Consider the following 22,888-nt stretch of genomic DNA (forward strand, 5'->3'; position numbering starts at 1 on the left):
TTTAAACTATCTGTTCGTTTCTTATAATTTTCAAGCTCTTTTTAATCTCATCGCTAAACTCTACTTTTTTAGAAATAGAATCTTGCTCTAATTTTAATATTTTGTTTTGAGCCTGAAAACTTGAATCTAACTTCTTGAATTTTTCTACTATTTCGTTGGATTTGTAATATGAAAAAATCAGACTCTTTAAATTTTTTACACCATACTTAATCTTAGCTTCATCAAATGAAAGTTTTAAAAACTCAAGTAACTCAATGTGACTTTTGCTCCCTTTAGCGGCGTTTTCGAAAATTAATTTAAGCGCTTTACTATTAGAGTTGATGTGTTGTTTTAATTTCTTAAAATCACCAGATGAATATTCAATGGTGTCTATTTCTTTCTGAAACTTCGTTAATTGTAAGCTATCTAAGTTTTGAGAAAAACCAAGTCCGAAGATCAATAAAAAAAGACTAGCAAAGACGAAGTTTTTCTCATTAAACCTAATAATCATAATACCCATTATAGCCGCGCGAGGTTGGTGTTACCCGTTTTCGGTCTTTGTAAATCGCAAGGTTAATGATTTCTTCAATTTGTTCGTCTAGCTCTTTGGTTTCATCAACAGTAGTTCCATAGCTGTTGCTTATATCATAATAATCGACAATGAGTTTTTTACTGTCTTTTGGTTTTATAAAAGAGATGTAATGTAGTACTTCGGATTTACCAGAGTAGTCATCATCTTTATCTATTTTAAAGAAGTACATAACGGCATCCTTGCTACCTTTGTCAGTTTTAAAATCGCGTTTCAATAAAAAGACAAGGGAATCCTTTTCTTTCTCATAATCTGCATTACCTAAAAGTTTAGATTTTGCAAATTGTTGCTGACTAATATTAAGTGACTTTATAGAATTAAAGAGCTTGGCCTCGTCAAGTTCTTCTAAAAGTTTGTATTGATTTTCTTCATCCTCTACTAACTTCTCCTTTAATTCGCTTGGGATTTTTTCTTTGTTTTTAGCTAATAGAATATAATACCTTGTTAGTGCTGAAGTATCGTCTACGTTGAGCATTTTATCAAAAAAGTCTTTGGCAGTACGTTCATTTCTATAAGGAAAAATTAAATTAACGTAAGTTGATAGATCATCAGAGTAGTAACCATAACCACTGTTACTTAGGCTGCGCTTTACTTCTATCTTACCGTCATTTATTATCTGGTTTTTATATTTTTTGTAATCTTTTGTTTTTATCAAACCAGAATCTTTAACACGAGCCAACAAACCGTATAGCGCTTCTTTGTATTCGCTAATAGTGCTGTACTGTAAAATTTTAGGAAACAAATCGGCTTTTAGCTCTAAAGAATCTTTCTTAGCGTAGCTATAAAAAATGCTACCAATACCACCAAGTGGTAAATCGCGTTCCATTAAATCCATAGCCAACTCAAAGTTTTCTTTCTTCTTGGTGTCAAACAAACCTTCTAATATCGCAGACTGGGTTTGTGGATCTGAGTAGCTGTCGTAGTATAGTTGTTTTATAAAGTCTAGATTGTTTTTAAGATCTATCTCCACAAGTTGACCTACTAAGTGCGACTTTATATTTAAACGTTCTTTATCGAATTCAAAATCTTTTAATACAGAAACAATATCTCTGCTATTGTATTTTTTGAACTTAACAAGATCGTAAGATTCTAAAATTATACTATCCTTGTTTTTTAGTGCTTCAAAAAATTGGTGTGTTTTATCCTTTAGTACGTCTTTACCCATTAAGGTATCTATTGGTGTAAATGAATCGTAAAATTCAGTTACAAATTTAGAGGGTCCACTAATAGAATCTATTAATGTTTTTAGTTCAAAAAGCACACCTTCTTTGAGGATGTTCTTCACCATTACTTGCTTGGCACTATTACTGTCCGTGTAATTAAATGTATAGGAGTAGATACCATCTTTATTGGACTTAGACCTATTGAAAATTCTAAATTTCTTTTTTGGTGTGTAATAACGCGTAGCTCCATTGGCTTTTCGATCAACATCTTTCCAAAGACTATCAACGTTATGAAACATTTGTAAGTCATGAAATTTGGTTCTGGTGATTTCTATTTGCTCATTGGCTTTTGTGGAGTAGGTTGTAGACTTTGTTTTTTCTTCGTAATCTTTATCGTCTTTATCAGAGCCATAGTATCCATAACCATAAGGATTTGGCAACGGAGATTTGGCATTGGTGTTTACCGTAAAATGAAGTGAGGTGTCTACCAATTTTTCAAACCCAGAATAATCTGTTTTATTGAATTTAAAGGATTTGAAAAAATCTGCTTTTTCTTCAACGTTAGTGCCTACATAGCCCAAAAGATAATAGCTGCCATCTTTTACAATTGTCTTTAAGTGTAAATTTTTATTAGACGTTGAGTCTAAAACAGCACGAGACTCATAGGTTTTATAATCACCTCTTTTGAATCCACCTTCAGCTTCTTCAAGTTTATAGTTTAAATAAAGCGCGTGGTGAAAGTATTTAGCTTCAAAACTATCTTCTTCGATATAGCTTAAGTCATGGAGTGTGGATTCTTCAACAAAAAAGTAAGCATCATCTTTATAACCCTCTAATAGCTTTTTTCCTTTATTAGCCATGTTACTTGTAACGTAATATTCAGGAAACTTAACTTGAAATTTTTTGGCTGGGGAGACAAATGATATAATAGAATCCGTAGGTGTTTTTATGTCTATTGAGTTAAATATTTCAGCCTCATGTTTAAGCACAAAATCGCTACGACCAGCGTATTTTATAATAATAATCTCCAAAGGTGTTTGGTAAATATGGTATTTCTGAAATTCACCTTTTTTTGTTTTATTAACGATGCTTATTCCAGGATACGGCTCTCTTAATTCTTCTTTTTTTACAATATCACCAGGAATGTCTTCGTAGAGTAAATCATCTATTTCCTTTAATGTCATGTTCTCTTTTTCGTTTGGCAAATAAGTGAAACGACTAATTCTGTTTATTGTTAAATACGCACCGTTTGTCATATCCGGATCTAAATAATACTTCTGCCCTCCATAAGAGAACTCGCGTAATTCATCATAAGTATTTAGGCTTAAAAAACCGTCTGGTGTACTATGCTTTTTTAGAATAGGTTCTACAAAAAGGCTGTCTAGTTTTGTTTTTTCGGTTTTACTAAAATCAGTTTGCTCAGATGTTAAAGCTCTAACGGTGTAGCCTCTTTCGCGAAGCATATTAATCATTCCTTTGTCTCCTGGTAAATGTGCTGCGCCAACGCCAGCAAAAACGGTTTTAGTTGGCATTAACTCTACAAGAGAATTTACCATGTTTTCGTTTCTAATATAAAGCATATTCTCTCTGTAAAACTCTGTGTTAGAGCCTTCACCTATAGAGTCTAGCAAATCCAGGTTTCTATCTCTGTAAAGGTTTTCTTGTATAAGATAAGGGTTCTCTTTTGTGTAAAGTTTTTGTAACCAAGGATCAATGTCTTTTTTGTTAGCATTGTAAGCTGCTTTTGTGGTTAAATAGCGCGACTCAGCTAAATCTTCAAGCGCATAAATTTCTTTTCCGTTTTTCTTTCCTGCCTGATAAATAAACATATCTAAATACGTTTCCTCTTCAAAATTATCCGAAGCATTATTTTTTCTATATAAATAGGCATTTACAGCACCATTATCCATTCTCACAGATGCTCTAACCGCCATTTCTTCAGGGTGTGTTAGCTTAAATAGATTGGTGTAAAAGGCTACTTTTGGGTTGTTGTAAGAAGCCATTTCATCAATCATCATGTTATAATTAAAACCTGGCCATGTCATTGGGTCAGACTCTAATGCAATACACTCGCTTTTATTTAGTGCCTCGTAGAAAACATCATCTAATCTAAATGCTACTTTTTTACTTACGTGCATGGTACCGTATAGGTATGATGGTTTCTCTAAACCATTACCTGTTATTTCCCAAAGTAAACCCTGATATTGCTGTTGTGAAAAGGCTGTAATTGATAGTATAAATGTTAGGGCAGTAAAAATTTTTTTCATTTTGAATTTTATAATCAGAACAGGTAAAGATATTTAAATCATTGAAATAGCCATAGGCAATCATTAAAACTCGTTTAAAAACGAAAAACATAGTTATTTTTTAATAAAGATAACAACTCAAAAAAAGTAAAAACAGTATTTAACATAGCATTATAAATAAAACCAATACCAGCCATTGTATTGTATAACGAAAGGGTTGTATTTTTGTTTTAGAAATATTGAATAATGAAAAAAGGAGTTTTACTTGTTAACTTAGGTTCACCAGATAGCCCAAACCCAAAAGATGTAAAGAAATATTTGGACGAGTTTTTAATGGATGGACGTGTTATTGATCTCCCACTATGGGCACGTACATTGCTGGTGAAAGGCATTATCCTAAACACAAGACCGAAGGCTTCTGCCAAAGCATACCAGAAAATTTGGTGGGAAGAAGGGTCGCCCTTAATCGTCTTATCAGAACGGTTGCAAGAAAAAGTACAGAGCAAGGTAGATTATCCCGTAGCTTTGGCCATGCGCTATGGTAGCATGAGTATAAAAAAAGGATTGCAGGAGTTAGTTGATAAAGGTTGCACTGAAATTAAGACCATACCGTTGTATCCACAATTTGCCATGGCCACAACAGAGACTATTGATGTTAAAGTAGATGAATTGGTGGCCAAGTACTTTCCGCAAGTAACAATAACAAGAACACCTGCATTTTATAATCGCGAAGACTACATCAATGTTTTAACAAAGAGTATTGCCGAAAAACTTGAAGGTTTAGATTACGAGCACATTCTGTTTAGCTATCATGGTGTGCCAGAACGCCATATAAGAAAAAGCGACATTACCAATGGCAACTGTAAAATGAATGGTAAATGTTGTTTTAAAATGGGCAGCAAACAGCATGAGTTTTGCTACCGTCACCAATGCGAAATTACAACGGTAAATGTAGCCAAGAAATTAAAGCTAAAAAATGGTACGTATTCCACCACATTTCAATCCCGTTTGGGCTTTGATCCTTGGTTAAAACCGTACACAGACCGCACCATTGAGCGTATGGGAAAAGCAGGTACCAAAAAAATGGCAATCGTTACTCCGGCCTTTGTGAGCGATTGTTTAGAAACCTTAGAAGAAATAGCCATGGAAGGTGAGGAGATCTTTCACGAAGTTGGTGGAAAGGAATTTACTGTAATACCTTGTTTGAATGACAGAGACGATTTTGCACAAGTACTTTCTAATATAATTGAAGAATGGGCCGAAGCTAAGAAACCGCTAACCGTTTAATGGCTAAGGTATCTTCAACAGATTTAGGACATCAACCCATTGGTAAATTACTGATTAAGCAAGCTGTTCCTGCCTCAATTGGTATTTTGGTAATGTCTCTTAACATCTTGGTAGATACCATTTTTGTAGGAAATTGGATTGGACCAACAGCCATTGCAGCTATTAATGTTGTACTGCCTGTATCGTTTTTTATTGCAGCTTTAGGTATGGCTATTGGTATTGGTGGTTCTTCCATTATATCAAGGGCTTTGGGTGCCAACAATCAAATAAAAGCATTAAAAACCTTCGGGAATCAGATTACCCTAACCATTACGGTTACCATCATTTTTGTCATTTTTGGTTTGCTCTACATCAATGAGATTGTACCAGCATTTGGCGGTAAGGCAGCTATTTTTCAACCTGCAAGAACGTATTACAGAATTGTACTTTACGGAGTGCCAATTTTGGCGCTTTGCATGATGGGAAATACAGTAATTAGAGCTGAAGGTAAACCAAAATTCGCCATGTATGCCATGCTTTTTCCATCGGTTGGAAATTTGGTATTAGACGTTATCTTTATTAAGATTTTCGATTTTGGAATGGCTGGTGCTGCTTGGGCAACCACAGGTTCTTACATGTTGTGCTTTTTGTTTATTCTTTGGTTTTTCTTGTCTAAAAATTCAGAATTAAAAATTAATATTAAACACTTTGGTTTAGACCTTCCTATTGTTAAGGAAATTGGCTCACTAGGCTTTGTAACCTTGTCACGTCAGGCCATTGTAAGTGTTACTTACCTTTTAATGAACAATATTTTGTTTGATTTGGGTGGCGAAACCTCAGTAACCGCTTATGCCATTGTAGGAAGAATGTTAATGTTTGCCCTGTTTCCTGTGTATGGCATTACGCAAGGCTTTTTACCCATTGCAGGCTTCAATTATGGTGCAGCGCAGTACAAGCGTGTGCGCGAAGTAATTATGACAGCAATTAAATATGGTATTTTACTCTGTGCTATCATCTTTGTGTTCTTAATGGTATTTCCAGATAGTATTACGCGTTTATTTACAACAGATGCCGAAGTGCTCAAAGAAACTCCACCAGCCATGCGCTGGGTATTCGCTGCAACACCTATTATAGTTATTCAACTTATAGGTGCAGCCTATTTTCAGGCTATTGGTAAGGCCATACCAGCGTTATTACTTACATTATTGCGCCAAGGCTTGTTCTTTATTCCTTTGATTTTTATTCTGCCTAAATTTTATGGAGCCTTAGGTGTTTGGATGGCTTTTCCAATTTCAGATGTGTTGGCTACCATTGTAACGGCATACTTTTTACATCGTGAGGTGACATTAAATTTACTTCCAAAGGAGAACGAATAATTTTTAATCCGTAATTTTAGGGTGAAAAGAATATTCTAAATAAAACAACTACTATGCGACTCTCAACCATCCTCACAGTTATATTACTGTCTTTTTTTAGTACAAATTTAGACGCTCAAAACTTTAAGGAAACAGATTATGGAGCTTTAGAATACAGATTACTTGGGCCTTTTAGAGGCGGACGAAGTGCTGCCGTTACTGGTGTACCCAACCAACCCAATCTTTATTACTTTGGTGCAACAGGTGGTGGTATTTGGAAAACTACAAACGGAGGACGCGAATGGGAAAATATTTCTGACGGCTTTTTTGGCGGAAGCATTGGTGCCATTGCAGTGTCTAAAAGCGACCCAAATGTCATCTATGTTGGTGGTGGCGAAAAAACGGTGAGAGGAAACGTATCATCTGGCTATGGCATTTGGAAAAGTGAAGATGCTGGTAAAACTTGGACCGAATCTGGTTTGAAGAATTCCAGACATGTGCCACGTATTACTATTCATCCTACAAACCACAATATTGTTTATGCTGCTGTATTGGGCAATATTTATAAGCCAACCCAAGAACGTGGAATTTATAAAAGTATTGATGGTGGAAAAACATGGCGAAAAACGTTGTTCGCCAATGAACATGCAGGCGTTGTTGACTTAATTATGGATCCTACCAACCCAAGAATTTTATATGCTTCTACATGGCGCGTTCAGCGTACGCCTTACAGTTTGAGTTCTGGTGGTGAGGGTTCTGCGCTTTGGAAAAGTACAGATAGTGGTGAAACATGGACAGAAATTTCAACAAAAAAAGGGTTCCCTAAGGGTATTTTAGGCATTATAGGTGTTACAGTATCACCACTAAATAATCAGCGTATTTGGGCCATTGTAGAAAATAAGGATGATGGTGGTTTGTACCGTAGCGATGATGGTGGCGAAACTTGGACGCAAGTCAATAACGAACGAAAATTACGCCAACGTGCGTGGTATTACACTCGTGTTTATGCAGATACGGAAGATGTTAATACCGTTTATGTTTTAAATGTTCGATACCATAAAAGTACAGATGGCGGAAAAACATTTGGCACCTACAACGCACCACATGGAGACCATCACGATTTATGGATTGCTCCTGAAAATCCCAACCGCATGATTATTGGCGATGATGGTGGCGCGCAAGTTACTTATGATGGTGGTGAAACGTGGAGTACTTACCATAACCAACCAACATCTCAGTTTTATCGTGTTACAACAGACAATGCATTTCCGTATCGTATTTATGCCGCGCAACAGGACAATTCAACCATTAGAATACCACACAGAACCGACGGTTATGCCATAACAGAAGATGATTGGGAATCTACTGCAGGTGGAGAATCAGCGCATATTGCCGTAGATCCAGAAGATAATGATATAGTTTATGGCGGAAGCTATGATGGTTTTCTCACTAGAGTCAATCACAAAACAGGAACGGTTAGAGCCATAAACGTTTGGCCAGATAACCCAATGGGTCATGGCGCAGAAGGCATGAAATATCGCTTTCAGTGGAATTTTCCTATTATATTTTCAAAGCACAATCCCAATCGGTTGTACACCTTTTCGCAACATGTACACGTTACGGAAAATGAAGGGCAGTCTTGGGATATTATTAGTCCAGATTTAACACGAAACGATCCTGAAAAATTAAAATCTTCAGGCGGACCAATAACACAAGATAATACTTCAGTAGAATATTATTGTACCATTTTTGCAGCACAAGAATCACCGCTCAAAGAAGGTTTGCTTTGGGTTGGTAGTGACGATGGATTAATACACATAACGCAAGATGGCGGTAAAACTTGGAATAACGTAACGCCAAAAGGCATGCCAGAATGGATGATGATAAACAGTATTGAGCCAAGTGCTTTTGATGAAGGTACCTGCTATGTGGCTGGCACTAAATACAAAACAGGTGATTTTGCTCCTTACTTATACAAAACCACAGACTACGGAAAAACTTGGAAAAAAATCACCAACGGCATCAACGCAGAACACTTTACAAGAGTGCTCAGAGAAGATCCTAAGCGTAAAGGCTTGTTGTATGCTGGGACAGAAACAGGCATGTACATATCGTTTAACGACGGAAACGATTGGAAACCATTTCAGCTCAACTTACCAATTGTACCTATTACAGATGCAACTATTAAGGACAATAATTTAATTGTGGCTACCCAAGGCCGAAGCCTTTGGATCATTGACGATTTAACCCTTATCCATCAATTGTACGATGCAGATTTAAGTAAAAACGTACTCTTTAAGCCAAAGGCTACTTACAGAATGCGAGGAGGCAGTAGAAAAGGCAGTAAGACTTCGGGAACCAATCATCCAAATGGTGTAATAACCTATTTCAACCTAAAGGATTATAACGAAGACGATAAAGTGTCCTTAACTTATTTTGATACCGAGGGCGATACAATTAAAACCTTTTCTAACAAAGACAAAAAGAATATACTTAAGGTAGAAAAAGGGGCAAATCAATTTGTTTGGGACATGACTTATGATGGTGCAGAGCAATTAAAAGGCATGATTTTGTGGTGGGCGAGTTTGGAAGGTCCTAGGGCAATTCCTGGTGACTATAACGTAAGTTTAAACGTTAATGGTGAAGAACAATCACAACCATTTACCATTTTAGCAGATCCAAGAGCAGAAAGCACTTTGGTAGATATGCAGCAACAATTTGAGTTTATTAAGGATGTGAATAAAACGATGGATGAAGCCCACAAATCCATAAAGAAAATCAGAAACATCAATGCACAACTTAGTGCTTTTCAGACGCAATATAAAGATGACAAAAACGTAAAGGACTTGGTAGAAAAAGCCAAAGCGTTGGAAGAACAATTGTCTAATATTGAAAAAGAATTGTACCAAACTAAAAACCGAAGTGGGCAAGATCCTTTAAATTTCCCAATAAAATTAACCAATAAATTGGGCCACTTAAATTCATTAGTGCGCATGGGAGATTTTGCGCCAACGGAGCAAGATATAGCCGTAAAAAATGAATTATCGGCCAAGATTGAAAAGCAATTAGCAGCATTTAATACTATTTTAACTAATGAGGTGAAAGCCTTTAATGCTGCGTTTAACAAAAAGCAATTAAATTATTTATTTGTTGAAGATTAAATCTAATTTTGTCGTGCTGAATTTATTTCAGCATCCTAGAAGAAGAGATTTAACTATGAGCTAATTAAACGTTAATAATCTGAAACAACACTGCGACAAGTTCTGTGTGACCATTCAGGTTTCGAAGTCCCTCTTACATGGAATACTACAACTACATAAAATCACTTCATCTTATTTTTGTAATCACTTGGTTTGCAGGTCTGTTTTACATTCCAAGGCTGTTTGTATATCAAATTGAAGCGTTTCATAAACCTTCGCCAGAAAAAGAAATTTTGGGAAAGCAACTGAAATTAATGGCAAAACGCTTATGGTTTATTATTACTTGGCCTTCTGCAATTTTAGCAACATTATTTGCGATATGGTTAATGATTTTAATGCCAGCTTGGTTTCAGCAAGGTTGGATGCACGTAAAACTAACCTTTGTACTGCTGCTTTTTATATACCATTACAAAACGCATATATACTACAAACAACTTCAAAAAGATGATGTAAAAGTAACCTCAAACTATATGCGTATTTGGAACGAAGGAGCCACTTTTATCCTCTTTGCAGTGGTGTTTTTGGTGATTCTAAAAAGTACAGTGAATTGGGTTTTTGGTGTAATAGGCATAGTTGTTCTTGGTGTACTTATAATGTTAGGATTTAAGCTATACAAACGTATACGTGAAAAAAATCCAGATGCCTAATTGGCTTGATTATTGCTATATTTAGTCCATTAATAAGCTGATGAAAATTAAAAAACTGTCTCTACGATCTCGAATATTCATTGCTATGATACTCTTGGTATTATTGGCATCTGTATTAATTGCTGCCGTAACAATATATCAGTATAATGAAGAAGCAAGAGATTATCACAGAGAGCGCCTAGAACGAAAAGAAAAAGCAATTAGAAAAAGTATAGAATTTACTATACAAGAAACTACTTATCCTGTAACAACAGAGAACATACCATTGATTTTTAAGGATGCCATTTTTGATATAGATGCCGTTCATAATTTACAGATCAATCTTTATGACTTAGAAGGTGAACTTTTAAAAAGCTCCAAACGTACCATATTAAGAGATTCGTCAGATAGATGCCTTAATGCTGAAGTTCTAAATGCCCTGTCAAATACCGCAGAGCATAGGTATGTTAGTAAGCAAGAAGAAAATGGACAAACCTTCCAATCATCTTACTCTTATATAACAGATGGTAAATTTAAAAACTTAGCCATTCTTAATTTACCATACTTAGAAAATGATGACTTTTTAAATAGAGAGCTTAATGAATTTTTAATGCGTTTGGGTTATGCCTATTTAGCAATGATACTTGCGGCTATTGTATTTGCTTATTTCATTTCAAAATATATTACCAAATCATTAAAAACGATAAGTGATAAAATGAATGAAACTAGGCTTGAAAAACGCAACAAAAAAATTCAAGTTGATGCAACAAGCGAAGAAATAGAAACGCTGGTTAATTCTTACAATAGCATGATAGATGAACTCGAAGCCAGTGCAGTAAAACTGGCCACAAGCGAGCGTGAGCAAGCTTGGAGAGAAATGGCAAAGCAAGTGGCCCATGAGATTAAAAACCCGTTAACACCAATGCGACTGAGTGTGCAGAGTTTTCAACGCAAGTTTAACCCTAATGATGAGAACATTCACCAAAAGGTCAATGAGTACAGTAACACACTCATTCAGCAGATAGACACCATGAGTTCTATTGCATCGGCATTTTCTAATTTTGCTAAAATGCCTGCTCAAAAATCAGAAAATCTCGATGTTGTACATATAGTAAAACTGGCATTAGATATTTTTAATGAAGACTATATCTCTTTTGAAGCAGAAGCAGAAGAAATAATTGCTAAATTCGACCGAACGCAGCTTATTAGAGTAGTAACTAATTTGGTTAAAAACTCCATACAAGCCATACCAGATAACAGCAAAAATCCAAGTATAAAGGTTAAAGTGTTTTCAGACAAGACAGAGGTTAAAATCACCGTAGAAGATAATGGTAACGGAATTGCCGAGGAGACTAAATCTAAAATCTTTGAGCCAAAGTTTACCACAAAGTCAAGCGGAATGGGCTTAGGATTAGCAATGGTGAAAAATATTGTGGAAACCTTTAAAGGAAGTATTACCTTTACATCTCAAGAAGGAAAAGGTACACTATTCACTGTGGCTTTTCCTAAATAATAAATTTGCCATCCTAGATTAGTTTTAGGATATTATAAGTAAAATTAATACAATATTATGTCTTACAACAATATACTTTCAGACTACCAAAACGGTATCACGATCATTACTATTAACCGACCAAAAAAGTTAAATGCTTTAAATAAAGACACAATTCAAGAGCTTCACCATGCTTTCGATGAAGCAAACAAAAATTCAGAAACAAAAGTAATTATCATTACAGGAAGTGGAGAAAAAGCTTTTGTAGCAGGTGCAGATATAAGTGAGTTCGCAGATTTTAATGTTGAAGAAGGAGGGAAGCTAGCAGTGCAAGGGCAGACATTATTATTTGACTTTGTAGAAAACCTAAGTACTCCCGTTATTGCAGCTGTAAATGGATTTGCGCTTGGCGGAGGTTTAGAACTAGCCATGGCATGCCATTTTAGAGTAGCAAGCACCAATGCTAAAATGGGCTTACCAGAAACATCCTTGGGAGTAATTCCCGGTTATGGTGGCACACAGCGCCTACCACAACTAGTTGGTAAGGGAAGAGCGATGGAAATGATAATGACCGCAGGTATGGTTGATGCCAACCAAGCCCTTAACTACGGCCTTGTAAACCATGTTGTTGACCAAGAAGGCTTACTTGGTTTTTGCGAAAGTATTGCCAATAAAATAATGCGAAATTCATCAGTTGCAATATCTGAAGCAATCAAAGCCGTAAACGCCAATTATAAAGATGGTGTTAATGGTTTTGAGGTAGAAATTAGAGCCTTTGGAGATTGTTTTGGCACCGAAGATTTCACCGAGGGAACGACAGCTTTTCTCGAAAAACGTAAAGCCGTTTTTCCTGGGAAATGATTATATATTTTCATTTAGTCAGCATCTTACAATACTCTTCCTACAAAATTTGTGAATAACCAAACCACTTTTCAACAATGTAAAGCGTTGTAAATAGGTAATTTTAATGCGTTGCTTTTTCAAGTTTACGCATTTTAATTAGCTATTATGAAACCGAAAACCATCATTAAGGGACGAGGAGCCCAAGGGAATATTCATAACCGTTTTTTTGAGTTGTCTCATGAAATGCGCAATGATTTTTTAGAGTACTGCCATAAAGAAGGAGAGGTTGCAGATAATAATAAAACACAATATCTTAATGTGTTTCCTAAAACCATAGTCAATAAAGTAAAAAGTCCAGATGTTGGCATGGCCTATTCCATGAATATGTATCAAGGCTGTGAGCATGGATGTGTTTATTGCTATGCTCGTAATAGCCATGAGTTTTGGGGTTACAGTGCTGGCTTAGATTTTGAACGACGAATCTTAGTTAAAAAAGATGCTCCTAAGCTGTTAGAAAATTTATTAAAAACGAAAAGCTGGAAAGCACATACCATTGTAATGTCTGGTAATACAGATTGTTACCAACCAGCGGAACAGAAATTTCAATTAACGCAACAATGCTTAGATGTGTTTTTAAAGTATAGGCATCCTGTAGCAATAATTACAAAAAACTCTCTTATACTTAGGGATATAGAACTTTTAAAAGCACTTGCAAAAGACAATTTAATTGCGGTAAATATATCAATAACATCATTATCAGAGGAAACGAGACGTATTTTAGAGCCACGTACCGCAACTATAAAAAGACGACTTCAAACCGTAAAAGAACTTAGTGATAACGGAATTCCGGTAAATGTAATGTTGGCGACAATAATACCCTCTATCAATAGTCATGAAATATTACCCATGGCAAAGGCAGTTTCTGAAGCTGGAGCGTTGAGCATTGCACACACTATTGTAAGATTAAATGGAGCTATAGGAGGAATTTTTACCGATTGGATTAAAAAAACACTACCAGATAGAGCAGATAAGGTTTTACACCAAATTGAACACTGTCATGGAGGCACTTTAAACGAAAGCAGATATGGTGTAAGAATGCGAGGAGAAGGGCAAATAGCAAAGCAAATAAATGACCTTATTGCTTTAGCAAGACTAAAATATTTTAGGGAGAAATCTATGCCAAAGCTCAATACAGGCTTGCATGAGCATTATAAAGATGGGCAGATGAAGTTATTCTAAAAAACAAAGTGGGCTTTATGCCCACTTTTGAAGTAAAAAAATAACTAATATATAAACAATCAAAATTTATATCCTAAAACTTTTAGAGTAGACTCTACCATTAGACCTAATGATGGCGGTGTAATTCCCAATGATGGTTTTATCTAATTTATATACTCTGTTTAAGATGTCTTTTCCTTCAATTTTTTCAGTGTGGATTAATTCATCTTCAAAGTAAAGCTCAACTTTCATTTTGTTGGTATCTAAGCCAATTTTTGAAATAATCAGTAACTCATCTTCAGGTCTTATAACAGGTTTGTAAATTTTGTTTTGGGTATGTACTAATAGTGTAACCTCCTTGTTTTCAACTTTTAGGTCAACAACGTCAATTTCAAAATCTTTACTGATTTCTACAGTATAAATTCCGTTCTTAAGCTGACTAAAATCAAAGAGTCTAACAAGGTTACCGCTATGTTTAATACGACCGCTAAAAATAACTTCTCCCGAAGCGTTTGTAACAGAAAGATTATGCCCTTCATTAACAAACTTAAAAATCGGTATATCTTTTACAGTCTCACTTGCGTAGCTTATAGATGTTCCCAATATTACTGCTACTACCAAAATACTTTTAATTAGTGTTTTCATTTTTTCTTTTTTTTGGTTAAACGAAATTAACACCACAAATGTATACTGATAAGTAGTAGTCTAAAACAACAACTTTGGCATATTTATATGTTAAATTACCCCTAAAGCAACTATAAATATTATAAGCGGTTAAAATAGCATACAATAGTGATAATTTTATATATAAATGAAGTATATTAAGCAGTAACTTTGTGCCAAAATAGTTAGTCGTGAGTACAAGAAAACCCATTTTAGAAAAAATAAGCCCAGAATTTGGTAGCTCTATTAAAGTTACAAAGCATGACGCATATATAGGAGAAAAAAAACCGTTCTGGCATTTTCATCCCGAAATAGAATTGGTTTATGTTAATAGAGGAAAGGGAAAGCGTCATATAGGTAATCATTTGTCTTATTTTAATAACAGTCAACTCTTACTTATAGGTTCTAATTTACCACACAATGGGTTTACAGATCGTTTTACAGTCAATGGTTCTGAAACCGTAGTGCAGTTTCTTCCTGAGTTTTTAGGCGAACGTTTTTTCAAAATTCCAGAAATGGAAAAAATCAAGAATCTGTTTGAACGTGCAAAGAGCGGAATCCTATTTGGCATCCCTACAAAACAAAAATTAGGAAAAAAGATAGAGAAATTGTCTGAAAAAGAGGGCTTTAAAAAAATATTAATTCTGCTAGAAATTTTACATCATTTAGCAAAAGCAGAAGACTATACGATCCTTAATGCAGATGGTTATAGGTTTGAAACCGAACCACAAGATAGTGCCAAAATAGATACAATTTTTAAGTATGTAAACGAGCATTTTAGAGACCACATAAGTCTTGATGATATAGCTAATAAAGTAAGTATGACTGTGCCAGCATTTTGTAGGTACTTTAAGAAAGTAACAGGAAAAACCTTTACAAAACTTGTTAATGAGTATAGAGTAGTGCATGCTACCAAACTACTTACCGAAAGCCAAATGAGTATAACAGAAATTAGTTTTGAATGCGGATTTAATAACTTTTCGCACTTCAATAAACTTTTTAAAGAATTTACCGGTAAAAGCGCGTCAAAATATAGAAGTGAGGTAAAGTTAATTGTTCAATAAAAAAACTAAAGGAGATGAAAGATAAAATTAATGTTGCCATAGAATATTATACAAAGCAAGGGGATGAAATCTTAAAGAACGTAAATACCAAAACCAATATTACGGCAGATGAACTTATAAAATATGGGGAAGAAATGGCAGTTATTGAATATAAACTAACAGCTCTAGAAGTAGCAAAAGAAAGTTAGTTTATTTTTCGCCATTCCACTCTTCAAAAAACTGCTTTAAATAAGCTTCCATAAAGGCATGGCGATTCTCTGCAATAGACTTTGCAGTTAAAGTATGCATCTGGTCTTTTAGCAATAGTAATTTTTCGTAAAAATGATTAATAGTAGGAGCTTTAGCAGCTTTGTATTCTGCTTTGGTCATATTAAGATTTGGAGCAATATCCGGATTATATAAAGCACGGTTTTTAAATCCGCCATAATTAAAACAGCGCGCAATACCAATGGCTCCAATAGCATCTAACCGATCTGCGTCTTGCACAACGTCCATTTCTCTAGAACTGAACGAAGCATCTAAATCAAAAGAATTTTTAAAAGACATGTTCTCAATAATTTGGGTTACATGCTCAATGACAGCGCTGTCTACATTATGTTGTAATAGAAATTGTGAAGCTTTTTTGGGACCTATAGTTTCATCACCATCATAAAATTTTGGGTCTGCAATATCGTGCAGCAAAGCAGCTAGCTCAACCACTAATAAATCTACATTTTCGCACTTAGAAATTAACTTAGCATTATTGTAAACTCGCAAGGTATGAAACCAATCGTGTCCTCCTTCGGCATTTTTAAGTGTTTCTTTTACAAAGGCTTTTGTAGCGTCTATTAACCCAAGTTGTTTCATTTTAATATACTGTTTTTTACTTGCGCTTCAACGATATTAATTAATTCAAACTTATCCTCATAATGATTAGCTTTTATTGGCTTGTGGACTAAAAAAGAAATATGAGCCCCTAAACCCATAGGAAACTTACCATATTTAAGTGTTTTCCAAGAGTTATTTATTGTAATGGGTACGACTAAAGCATTTGGAGCATGCTCTATCATAGTGAGTAAACCTTTGGTCTTAAAAGGTTTTGGGTTTCCGTCTCTACTTCTTGTACCTTCCGGAAAAATAACTGCAGCCCATTTGTTTTGTTCAATACGTTTTGCAAAATTTTCAATCGCTTTTATAGAACCCACGGCGTCTTTTCTATCTATAAGTACAGAGCCACCATGACGTAAATTATAAGAAACGCTTGGTATGCCTTTGCCTAGTTCTTTTTTACTAATAAATTTTACATGGTGTTTGCGCAAATACCAAATTAAGGGTGGTATATCGTACATACTTTGATGATTGCTAACTATTATAAGTGGTACATTTTTTTCTATGGTATAAGGGTTGGTAAAAGAGAATGTGGTGCCCAGTACATTTAAGCTACGCATGATAAAAAATTGCAACCAATCCACACTTACTTTGTGCGCTCTGTAACCAAACATATTTTTACAAAACCATTGTATAGGATGAAATATGACCAAGGTTAATCCAAAGCAAATAAAATATAAAATGGTTAAGGGATAGGCTAATAGTTTTTGCATACTACAAAAGTATAGTAATGCCAATGAAGCACAAAAAAACCACGAATTAATTCGTGGTTTTTAAAAGTATAGACTTTAATTTTTAGCAATGCTCATTATAAGCATCCATAAGATTTTCGGCAATTAATTCTGCAGGACGGCCCTCAATGTGGTGGCGCTCTAACATGTGTACCAATTCTCCATCTTTAAATAATGCCATACTTGGCGAGCTTGGTGGAAATGGAATCATAAACTCTCTAGCTTTATCAGTGGCTTCTTTATCTACACCTGCAAAAACGGTTACTAAATTGTCTGGGCGTTTTGCGTTGCTTAAGCTTATTCGAGCACCTGGTCTTGCATTGGCTGCAGCACATCCACATACCGAATTAACAACCACTAAAGTTGTGCCTTCTTTTGCTATGGCTTGTTCTACAGCTTCACTTGTATGTAATTCTTCAAACCCAACGTTTGTTAAATCTTCACGCATTGGTTTTACTAATTCTGCTGGATACATATTTTATTATTTTTTAATTATCGATTGTAAAGTGCAAAGATACCAAATGTGTAACAATTAATATCAGTAATGTACTAACTAATAGTATATTTACACATTCATAAAATCTATAGTTAATATATGAGTTTTGCAAAATGGATAGGCGGAGCAATAGGTTGGTCTTTTGGTGGGCCAATAGGTGCCATTATTGGTGTAGCCTTGGGTAGTTTTATAGATAATCTGTCTGAAAATGGAACACCATTATTAGGCGATAGACAGACTGGTAGAGAGCGTAATCGCGATCCGTACCGTCAACGGCCAAAACAGACTCGAAGGGACCAAAGACCTAAAACACAATCTGGTGATTTTGAAGTGAGTTTACTGATTCTAGCCTCTATCATTATAAAGGCAGATGGCAAACAAGATCAACGAGAGTTAGACTTTGTACGTCAGCAATTTAGAAATATGTATGGCAAAGAACGTGCTAATCATGCTTTTGAATTATTTAAGCGTATTTCAAAGCAAAACATCTCCATGCGCCAAGTATGTTTACAGATTAAACAGATGATGGATCACGCATCGCGTTTACAATTACTTCATTTTTTGTTTGGTATCGCAAAGGCAGATGGTCATGTGGCAGAAGTGGAGATTAAACAAATCTATACCATGTCTGGCTATTTAGGCATTAGCAGAAAGGATTTTGAAAGTATCAAAGCCATGTTCTATGATATGACTAATAACGCCTATAAAATTCTCGAAGTTGATAAAGCGGCCTCAGATGATGCAGTTAAAAGGGCATACCGTAAAATGGCTAAAAAATACCATCCAGATCGTGTGGGTCATTTAGGAAAAGAACACCAGGAAGGTGCCGAAGAAAAATTTAGACAGGTACAAGAAGCCTACGAGCATATTCAGAATGAACGTGGGTTTAAGTGATTATTAAACAGTTTTTAGCAGTAGTCCGTAGATTCAAAGACTTAACTAAAGCAGAATAAGTTTACCCTCTAAACAAAAAGAAATCATCTTTCATATCCTCAATTTGGGTGTCTTCGTTTGTTATAATGTAGTCTATTGCTTTTGTAGTAAACTCATGGCCTTTTTGAGTAAGTGAAACTATTTTGTTTTCAATAGTAATCATATTGTTTTTTTGAGCTAAATCTAATACTGTTTTAGAACGTACTTTTTGCCAGTTAATATGCTCGTTGAGGTGTTTTACGTGACGCTCAGAAAGCTCATCATGGTTTTTTAAGTGTAGCAGAAATGTTAATAACAAAACTTCTGTACGTTGTTGTTTCTCTCTATACATCACGGCGATAATACCTTTTGAAGGCGCAAAAAGATATATCATAAGAAAAACTAAACCTAAAACCGTAGTTATTGAGCCAGCAATTGAGGCATCTAACCAATGCGCAACCCAATAGCCTATAATGGCACTCAATACACTAAAACCTATAGCCATGGCCAACATCTTTTTTAAATCTGTAGTTAAAAGATAAGCCGCAGCAGCAGGTGCAATCATTAAAGCCACTACCAAAATGGCACCTACAGCATCAAACGCACCAACGGTTGTTATTGACGAAACTGACATTAGTCCGTAATGTATAATTGCAGGTGAAAAACCTAGAGAAGCTGCTAAGCTTTTGTCAAAGGTGCTAAGTTTTAATTCTTTATAAAACGTTAATAGCAATACAACTGTAACGAGAAGAATAGAGCCAATAACCCAAAGTGATTTTGGGCCAACATCAGTTCCACCAATAATTAGCCTATCAAAAGGGGCAAAAGCGAGTTCGCCAAGTAAAACCGCATCGATATCTAAGTGCACATCATTAGCATTTTTAGCTATGAGTATAACTCCAATACTAAACAGCGCAGGAAATACTAAACCAATGGCTGTGTCTTCCTTTACCAAACCAGTTTTCTGTATATATTCAACCATTACAACGGTTATAATTCCGGTTAGAGCCGCTAGTAAGATGAGTAAAGGCGAATTTAGATTGTGTGTAATAAAAAAACCAATAACAATACCAGGTAAAATAGAATGGCTTATAGCATCACTAATCATTGCCATTTTTCTAAGTACTAAAAACGTTCCTGGAATAGCACAAGCAATGGCTACCAAACTTGCAATAATCTGTATTTCTAGTTGCGCATTACTCATTGTCTGTAGTTTGTTTGGTGTAAAGATTTGCTGCGGTTTCAAAACCTTTTTTAGTTAGATTCCACATGTTTCCGTTGAGTTCTACGTACTGTTTATCTACCAATTTTTGAAGGGTAGATTTGGTGTATCCTTGAAAGTTATTAAGCAGTTTTATAGTATGTGGATGCGACACATCGTCGTGCGATTCTGCAATATGATACATAAATGCCAAGGTTTTGTGCAATTCTAAATCTCTTCGGTTTTTAATCAACCGAATTTGTTTGAAGAGCAACCCTCGACTTGGGGAAAACACAAATGAAAATACTACAAAAACACTAGCTACTAGGACAATTATAGGTCCTGTAGAAAGGTTATTTTGTGTGGCACTTAGAGCTGTACCAAAAACACCAGAGAGTGCACCAAAGATGGCAGCTAAAAATACCATTACAGACAGACTGTTGGTCCATTGTCTCGCAGCAGCAGCAGGTGCTAAAAGCATTGCACTCATTAAAACCACACCTACAGTTTGAAGCCCAAGCACAATTGCCAACACTATGAAACTTGTAATCAAAATATCAATAGTTTTGGTGTTAAACCCAAGCGTTTTGGTGTAATCAGCATCAAAAAGCAATATTTTAAATTCCTTCCAGAAGGTGAGCATTACAATGAGACATATGCTTGTAACAATAGCCATCATCCAAACGTCATGTTCTACCAATGTCGCGGCTTGTCCAAAAAGGTACTTATCCAATCCTGCTTGGTTAGCATTGGGTTGCTTTTGAATAAAGGTTAATAACAACATGCCAAATCCAAAAAACACGGAGAGAATTAACCCTAAGGCTGTATCTGATTTTAAATGTGTTTTTGTGATGATGCCTCTAATCCAGAATGTTCCGATTAGTCCACTAACTAAGGCACCAAGCAGTAAAGTATTAGTGTCTTTTGCACCAGTAATTAAAAACGCAATGGCAATACCAGGCAAAGCCGCGTGAGATATAGCATCACCAAGTAAACTTTGTTTTCTTAGTACAGCAAAACTGCCCAGCATTCCCGTTACTGCGCCAAGAATTGCTGTACCAAGGGTTATGGTTCTGAGTGTGTAGTCTGTGAAGACAAGTTTTATGTATTCTGTTAAGTCTATAATTGTCTTTTTTTATTCTGCAATGTCACACTAAGCCTGTCGAAGTGTTTATGCAGATTCTTTTTAATTTTGAATCTCATATTTAAAGAGATTGCCAAACTAAATTCGCAATGGCAGTTACCGATATTTGTCCATGTGCTAACTGCGACTGTATATTGCTTACCTTGCAATTTATCATTCCTGTATACTCACTTTATAATTAATACCATACGTTTTGGTAAGGTTATCATCATTAAAGATATCCTTAACAGGTCCTGTGGCAATTTTCTTTACGTTCAAAAAGGTCACCCAATCAAAATATTCTGGCACGGTTTGTAAGTCGTGATGAACAACAATGACCGTTTTTCCTGCCTTACGTAGCGCTTTTAAAATGTTAATAATGGCTATTTCTGTTGAAGCATCTACACCTTGAAAAGGTTCGTCCATAAAGTAGATTGAAGCATCTTGCACTAGTGCTCTCGCTAAGAAAATACGTTGTTGTTGCCCACCAGAAAGCTGACTGATTTGTCTGTTTTTAAAAGGGAGCATTCCTACTTTTTCTAGAGCTTCGAGAGCCGCTTTTTTCTGTTTTTGCCCAGGGCGCTTTATCCAGCCCAAACTACCGTAAGTTCCCATCGTTACAACATCTAAAGCCGTAGTTGGGAAATCCCAATCCACACTGCCTTTTTGAGGTACGTAGGCGACTAATTTACGTTGGTCTTCATAGGGTTTCCCATAGATACTTACGCTCCCGGCAATAGGTTTTAAGATGCCCAGAATAGCTTTTACTAAGGTAGACTTCCCTGCACCATTCGGTCCAACAATAGCCATAAGCACACCTTCCGGAATTTCTAAATCAATATCCCAAAGTACAGGTTTGTAGTTGTAAGCTACAGTTAAGTCATCTATTTTAACCGCTATTTCTTGTTTCATAATATTTTTTTCACTCTTTAACCAAAGCACCAACAATGGTCTTAATATTATACCTATACATACCAATATAAGTGCCTTCAATAGTGCCAGCATCTCCTAGTGCATCAGAATAAAGTGTTCCACCTATTGTAACATCATGGCCTTTCGATTTTACAGCCTTTTGAAGGGCTTCAATTGTACGTTTAGGTACTGAGCTTTCAACAAAAATAGCTTTAACCTTATGCTCTATTATAAAAGCAGCTAACTTTTGTACATCTTGAACGCCAGCTTCAGTAGCAGTAGATAGCCCTTGTAAACCAACGACCTTAAAACCATACGCCTCACCAAAATAGTTAAAGGCATCATGAGCGGTTATCAAAATACGCTCTTCTTTAGGAAGCACATCTACAACACCTTGAACATCCTTTTTTAGGAAATTCAATTCTTCCATATATTTTTCTTCATTTTCAATGTAGATTTTAGCATTATCAGGATCTTTTTCTGATAAAACTTGGGTGACTTTTCGAGCAAAAAGTTTAAAAAAGTCAATATTTAACCAAACGTGTGGGTCGTAGTTAGACCCAAAGTACTCCGAAGCTATTAATTTGCCCTTATCAATAGATTCTGCAAGAGCTACCTGAGTTTTGTTTTGTCCTTCCATTTTTTCAAAAATGTCAACCAACTTACCTTCTAAGTGCAACCCATTATAGAATATGATATCTGCATTTACTAATTTGTTAACATCACCTTCACTCGCTTTATATAAATGAGGGTCAACACCACTTCCCATTAAACTCTCGATATTTATGGCGTCACCTCCAATGTTTTTTACCAAATCTGTAATCATTGTTGTTGTAGTAACCACGTTGAGTTTACCGTTGGTTTTTGCTTCGTTTTTGCACGATAAGGTTACTATGAGAGTTAACAGAAATATAATTTTTTTCATTGCTTTAAAATTTTTAT

Annotated in this window: 20 protein-coding genes; 10 read left to right on the forward strand and 10 right to left on the reverse strand. The window is 35.5% G+C overall.

Features of this window, described 5'->3' with window-relative positions; genetic code table 11:
• Position 1: 1 nt before the first annotated feature.
• Both BWZ20_RS09695 and BWZ20_RS09700 read right to left on the reverse strand, forming a co-directional pair.
• Positions 2–499, reverse strand: coding sequence for a hypothetical protein (locus tag BWZ20_RS09695; RefSeq protein ID WP_157358378.1), 498 nt, complete (start codon positions 497–499; stop codon positions 2–4).
• Positions 480–3,998 carry a TraB/GumN family protein gene (locus BWZ20_RS09700; protein ID WP_076619478.1) on the reverse strand — a complete coding sequence of 1,173 codons (3,519 nt, stop codon included), beginning with the start codon at positions 3,996–3,998 and terminating at the stop codon, positions 480–482. Before BWZ20_RS09700 ends, BWZ20_RS09695 begins: the two co-directional genes overlap by 20 nt.
• Positions 3,999–4,223: 225 nt before the next feature.
• Here BWZ20_RS09700 and hemH point away from each other — a divergent pair, with 225 nt between their 5' ends.
• The 7 genes from hemH (at position 4,224) to BWZ20_RS09735 (ending at position 13,998) form a co-directional block, all read left to right on the forward strand.
• Positions 4,224–5,264 carry a ferrochelatase gene (gene hemH / locus BWZ20_RS09705; RefSeq protein WP_076619480.1) on the forward strand — a complete coding sequence of 347 codons (1,041 nt, stop codon included), beginning with the start codon at positions 4,224–4,226 and terminating at the stop codon, positions 5,262–5,264.
• Entirely contained in the window at positions 5,264–6,619 is a 1,356-nt protein-coding gene (locus BWZ20_RS09710; protein ID WP_076619482.1) for an MATE family efflux transporter, read from the forward strand. The genes hemH and BWZ20_RS09710 overlap by 1 nt, the downstream gene beginning before the upstream one ends.
• Positions 6,620–6,672: 53 nt before the next feature.
• Positions 6,673–9,759, forward strand: a complete 3,087-nt coding sequence (locus BWZ20_RS09715; protein ID WP_076619484.1) for a VPS10 domain-containing protein — start codon at positions 6,673–6,675, stop codon at positions 9,757–9,759.
• Between the two features lie 137 nt (positions 9,760–9,896).
• The gene (locus tag BWZ20_RS09720; RefSeq protein WP_076619487.1) at positions 9,897–10,445 is read left to right on the forward strand and encodes a CopD family protein; all 549 of its coding nucleotides are present in this window, start codon (positions 9,897–9,899) and stop codon (positions 10,443–10,445) included.
• 85 nt (positions 10,446–10,530) lie between these two features.
• Positions 10,531–11,937, forward strand: coding sequence for a sensor histidine kinase (locus BWZ20_RS09725; RefSeq protein ID WP_083677204.1), 1,407 nt, complete (start codon positions 10,531–10,533; stop codon positions 11,935–11,937).
• 57 nt (positions 11,938–11,994) lie between these two features.
• Positions 11,995–12,777 (forward strand): enoyl-CoA hydratase/isomerase family protein, encoded by a 783-nt coding sequence (locus BWZ20_RS09730; RefSeq protein ID WP_076619491.1) that lies wholly within the window; start codon positions 11,995–11,997, stop codon positions 12,775–12,777.
• 147 nt (positions 12,778–12,924) lie between these two features.
• Positions 12,925–13,998, forward strand: coding sequence for a PA0069 family radical SAM protein (locus tag BWZ20_RS09735; protein WP_076619493.1), 1,074 nt, complete (start codon positions 12,925–12,927; stop codon positions 13,996–13,998).
• A gap of 66 nt (positions 13,999–14,064) precedes the next feature.
• Here the strand turns inward: BWZ20_RS09735 and BWZ20_RS09740 are convergent, their stop codons facing one another.
• Positions 14,065–14,622 carry a hypothetical protein gene (locus tag BWZ20_RS09740; RefSeq protein ID WP_076621322.1) on the reverse strand — a complete coding sequence of 186 codons (558 nt, stop codon included), beginning with the start codon at positions 14,620–14,622 and terminating at the stop codon, positions 14,065–14,067.
• Between the two features lie 209 nt (positions 14,623–14,831).
• On the opposite strand from BWZ20_RS09740, the gene BWZ20_RS09745 reads away from it, so the two are divergent.
• Both BWZ20_RS09745 and BWZ20_RS15400 read left to right on the forward strand, forming a co-directional pair.
• A complete protein-coding gene (locus tag BWZ20_RS09745) occupies positions 14,832–15,704 on the forward strand; it encodes an AraC family transcriptional regulator (protein WP_076619495.1) in 873 nt (290 codons plus the stop codon).
• 14 nt (positions 15,705–15,718) lie between these two features.
• Positions 15,719–15,892: a hypothetical protein gene (locus BWZ20_RS15400; protein WP_198034948.1), complete on the forward strand. Its 174-nt coding sequence runs from the start codon at positions 15,719–15,721 to the stop codon at positions 15,890–15,892.
• 1 nt (position 15,893) lies between these two features.
• Here the strand turns inward: BWZ20_RS15400 and BWZ20_RS09750 are convergent, their stop codons facing one another.
• From BWZ20_RS09750 to BWZ20_RS09760, 3 genes are all read right to left on the reverse strand, one after another.
• A complete protein-coding gene (locus BWZ20_RS09750; RefSeq protein WP_076619497.1) occupies positions 15,894–16,550 on the reverse strand; it encodes an HD domain-containing protein in 657 nt (218 codons plus the stop codon).
• Positions 16,547–17,284 carry a lysophospholipid acyltransferase family protein gene (locus BWZ20_RS09755; RefSeq protein WP_076619498.1) on the reverse strand — a complete coding sequence of 246 codons (738 nt, stop codon included), beginning with the start codon at positions 17,282–17,284 and terminating at the stop codon, positions 16,547–16,549. Before BWZ20_RS09755 ends, BWZ20_RS09750 begins: the two co-directional genes overlap by 4 nt.
• An 82-nt stretch (positions 17,285–17,366) precedes the next feature.
• Positions 17,367–17,777, reverse strand: coding sequence for a BrxA/BrxB family bacilliredoxin (locus BWZ20_RS09760; RefSeq protein ID WP_076619500.1), 411 nt, complete (start codon positions 17,775–17,777; stop codon positions 17,367–17,369).
• A gap of 120 nt (positions 17,778–17,897) precedes the next feature.
• Between BWZ20_RS09760 and BWZ20_RS09765 the strand changes: the two genes are divergently transcribed.
• A complete protein-coding gene (locus tag BWZ20_RS09765) occupies positions 17,898–18,692 on the forward strand; it encodes a TerB family tellurite resistance protein (protein ID WP_076619502.1) in 795 nt (264 codons plus the stop codon).
• Between the two features lie 61 nt (positions 18,693–18,753).
• Here BWZ20_RS09765 and BWZ20_RS09770 read toward each other — a convergent pair whose 3' ends face one another.
• The 4 genes from BWZ20_RS09770 to BWZ20_RS09785 all read right to left on the reverse strand — a co-directional run bounded on the left by BWZ20_RS09770 (position 18,754) and on the right by BWZ20_RS09785 (position 22,871).
• A complete protein-coding gene (locus BWZ20_RS09770) occupies positions 18,754–19,914 on the reverse strand; it encodes a metal ABC transporter permease (protein ID WP_076619503.1) in 1,161 nt (386 codons plus the stop codon).
• Positions 19,907–21,034, reverse strand: coding sequence for a metal ABC transporter permease (locus tag BWZ20_RS09775; protein WP_076619505.1), 1,128 nt, complete (start codon positions 21,032–21,034; stop codon positions 19,907–19,909). The genes BWZ20_RS09770 and BWZ20_RS09775 overlap by 8 nt, the downstream gene beginning before the upstream one ends.
• Before the next feature lie 174 nt (positions 21,035–21,208).
• Positions 21,209–21,946 (reverse strand): metal ABC transporter ATP-binding protein, encoded by a 738-nt coding sequence (locus tag BWZ20_RS09780; protein ID WP_076619507.1) that lies wholly within the window; start codon positions 21,944–21,946, stop codon positions 21,209–21,211.
• Between the two features lie 10 nt (positions 21,947–21,956).
• On the reverse strand, positions 21,957–22,871 hold the full coding sequence (locus BWZ20_RS09785; protein ID WP_076619508.1) for a metal ABC transporter solute-binding protein, Zn/Mn family: 915 nt from the start codon (positions 22,869–22,871) through the stop codon (positions 21,957–21,959).
• Between the last annotated feature and the right edge of the window lie 17 nt (positions 22,872–22,888).

Source organism: Winogradskyella sp. J14-2, assembly GCF_001971725.1.
In the GTDB taxonomy this organism is placed as follows: Bacteria; Bacteroidota; Bacteroidia; order Flavobacteriales; family Flavobacteriaceae; genus Winogradskyella.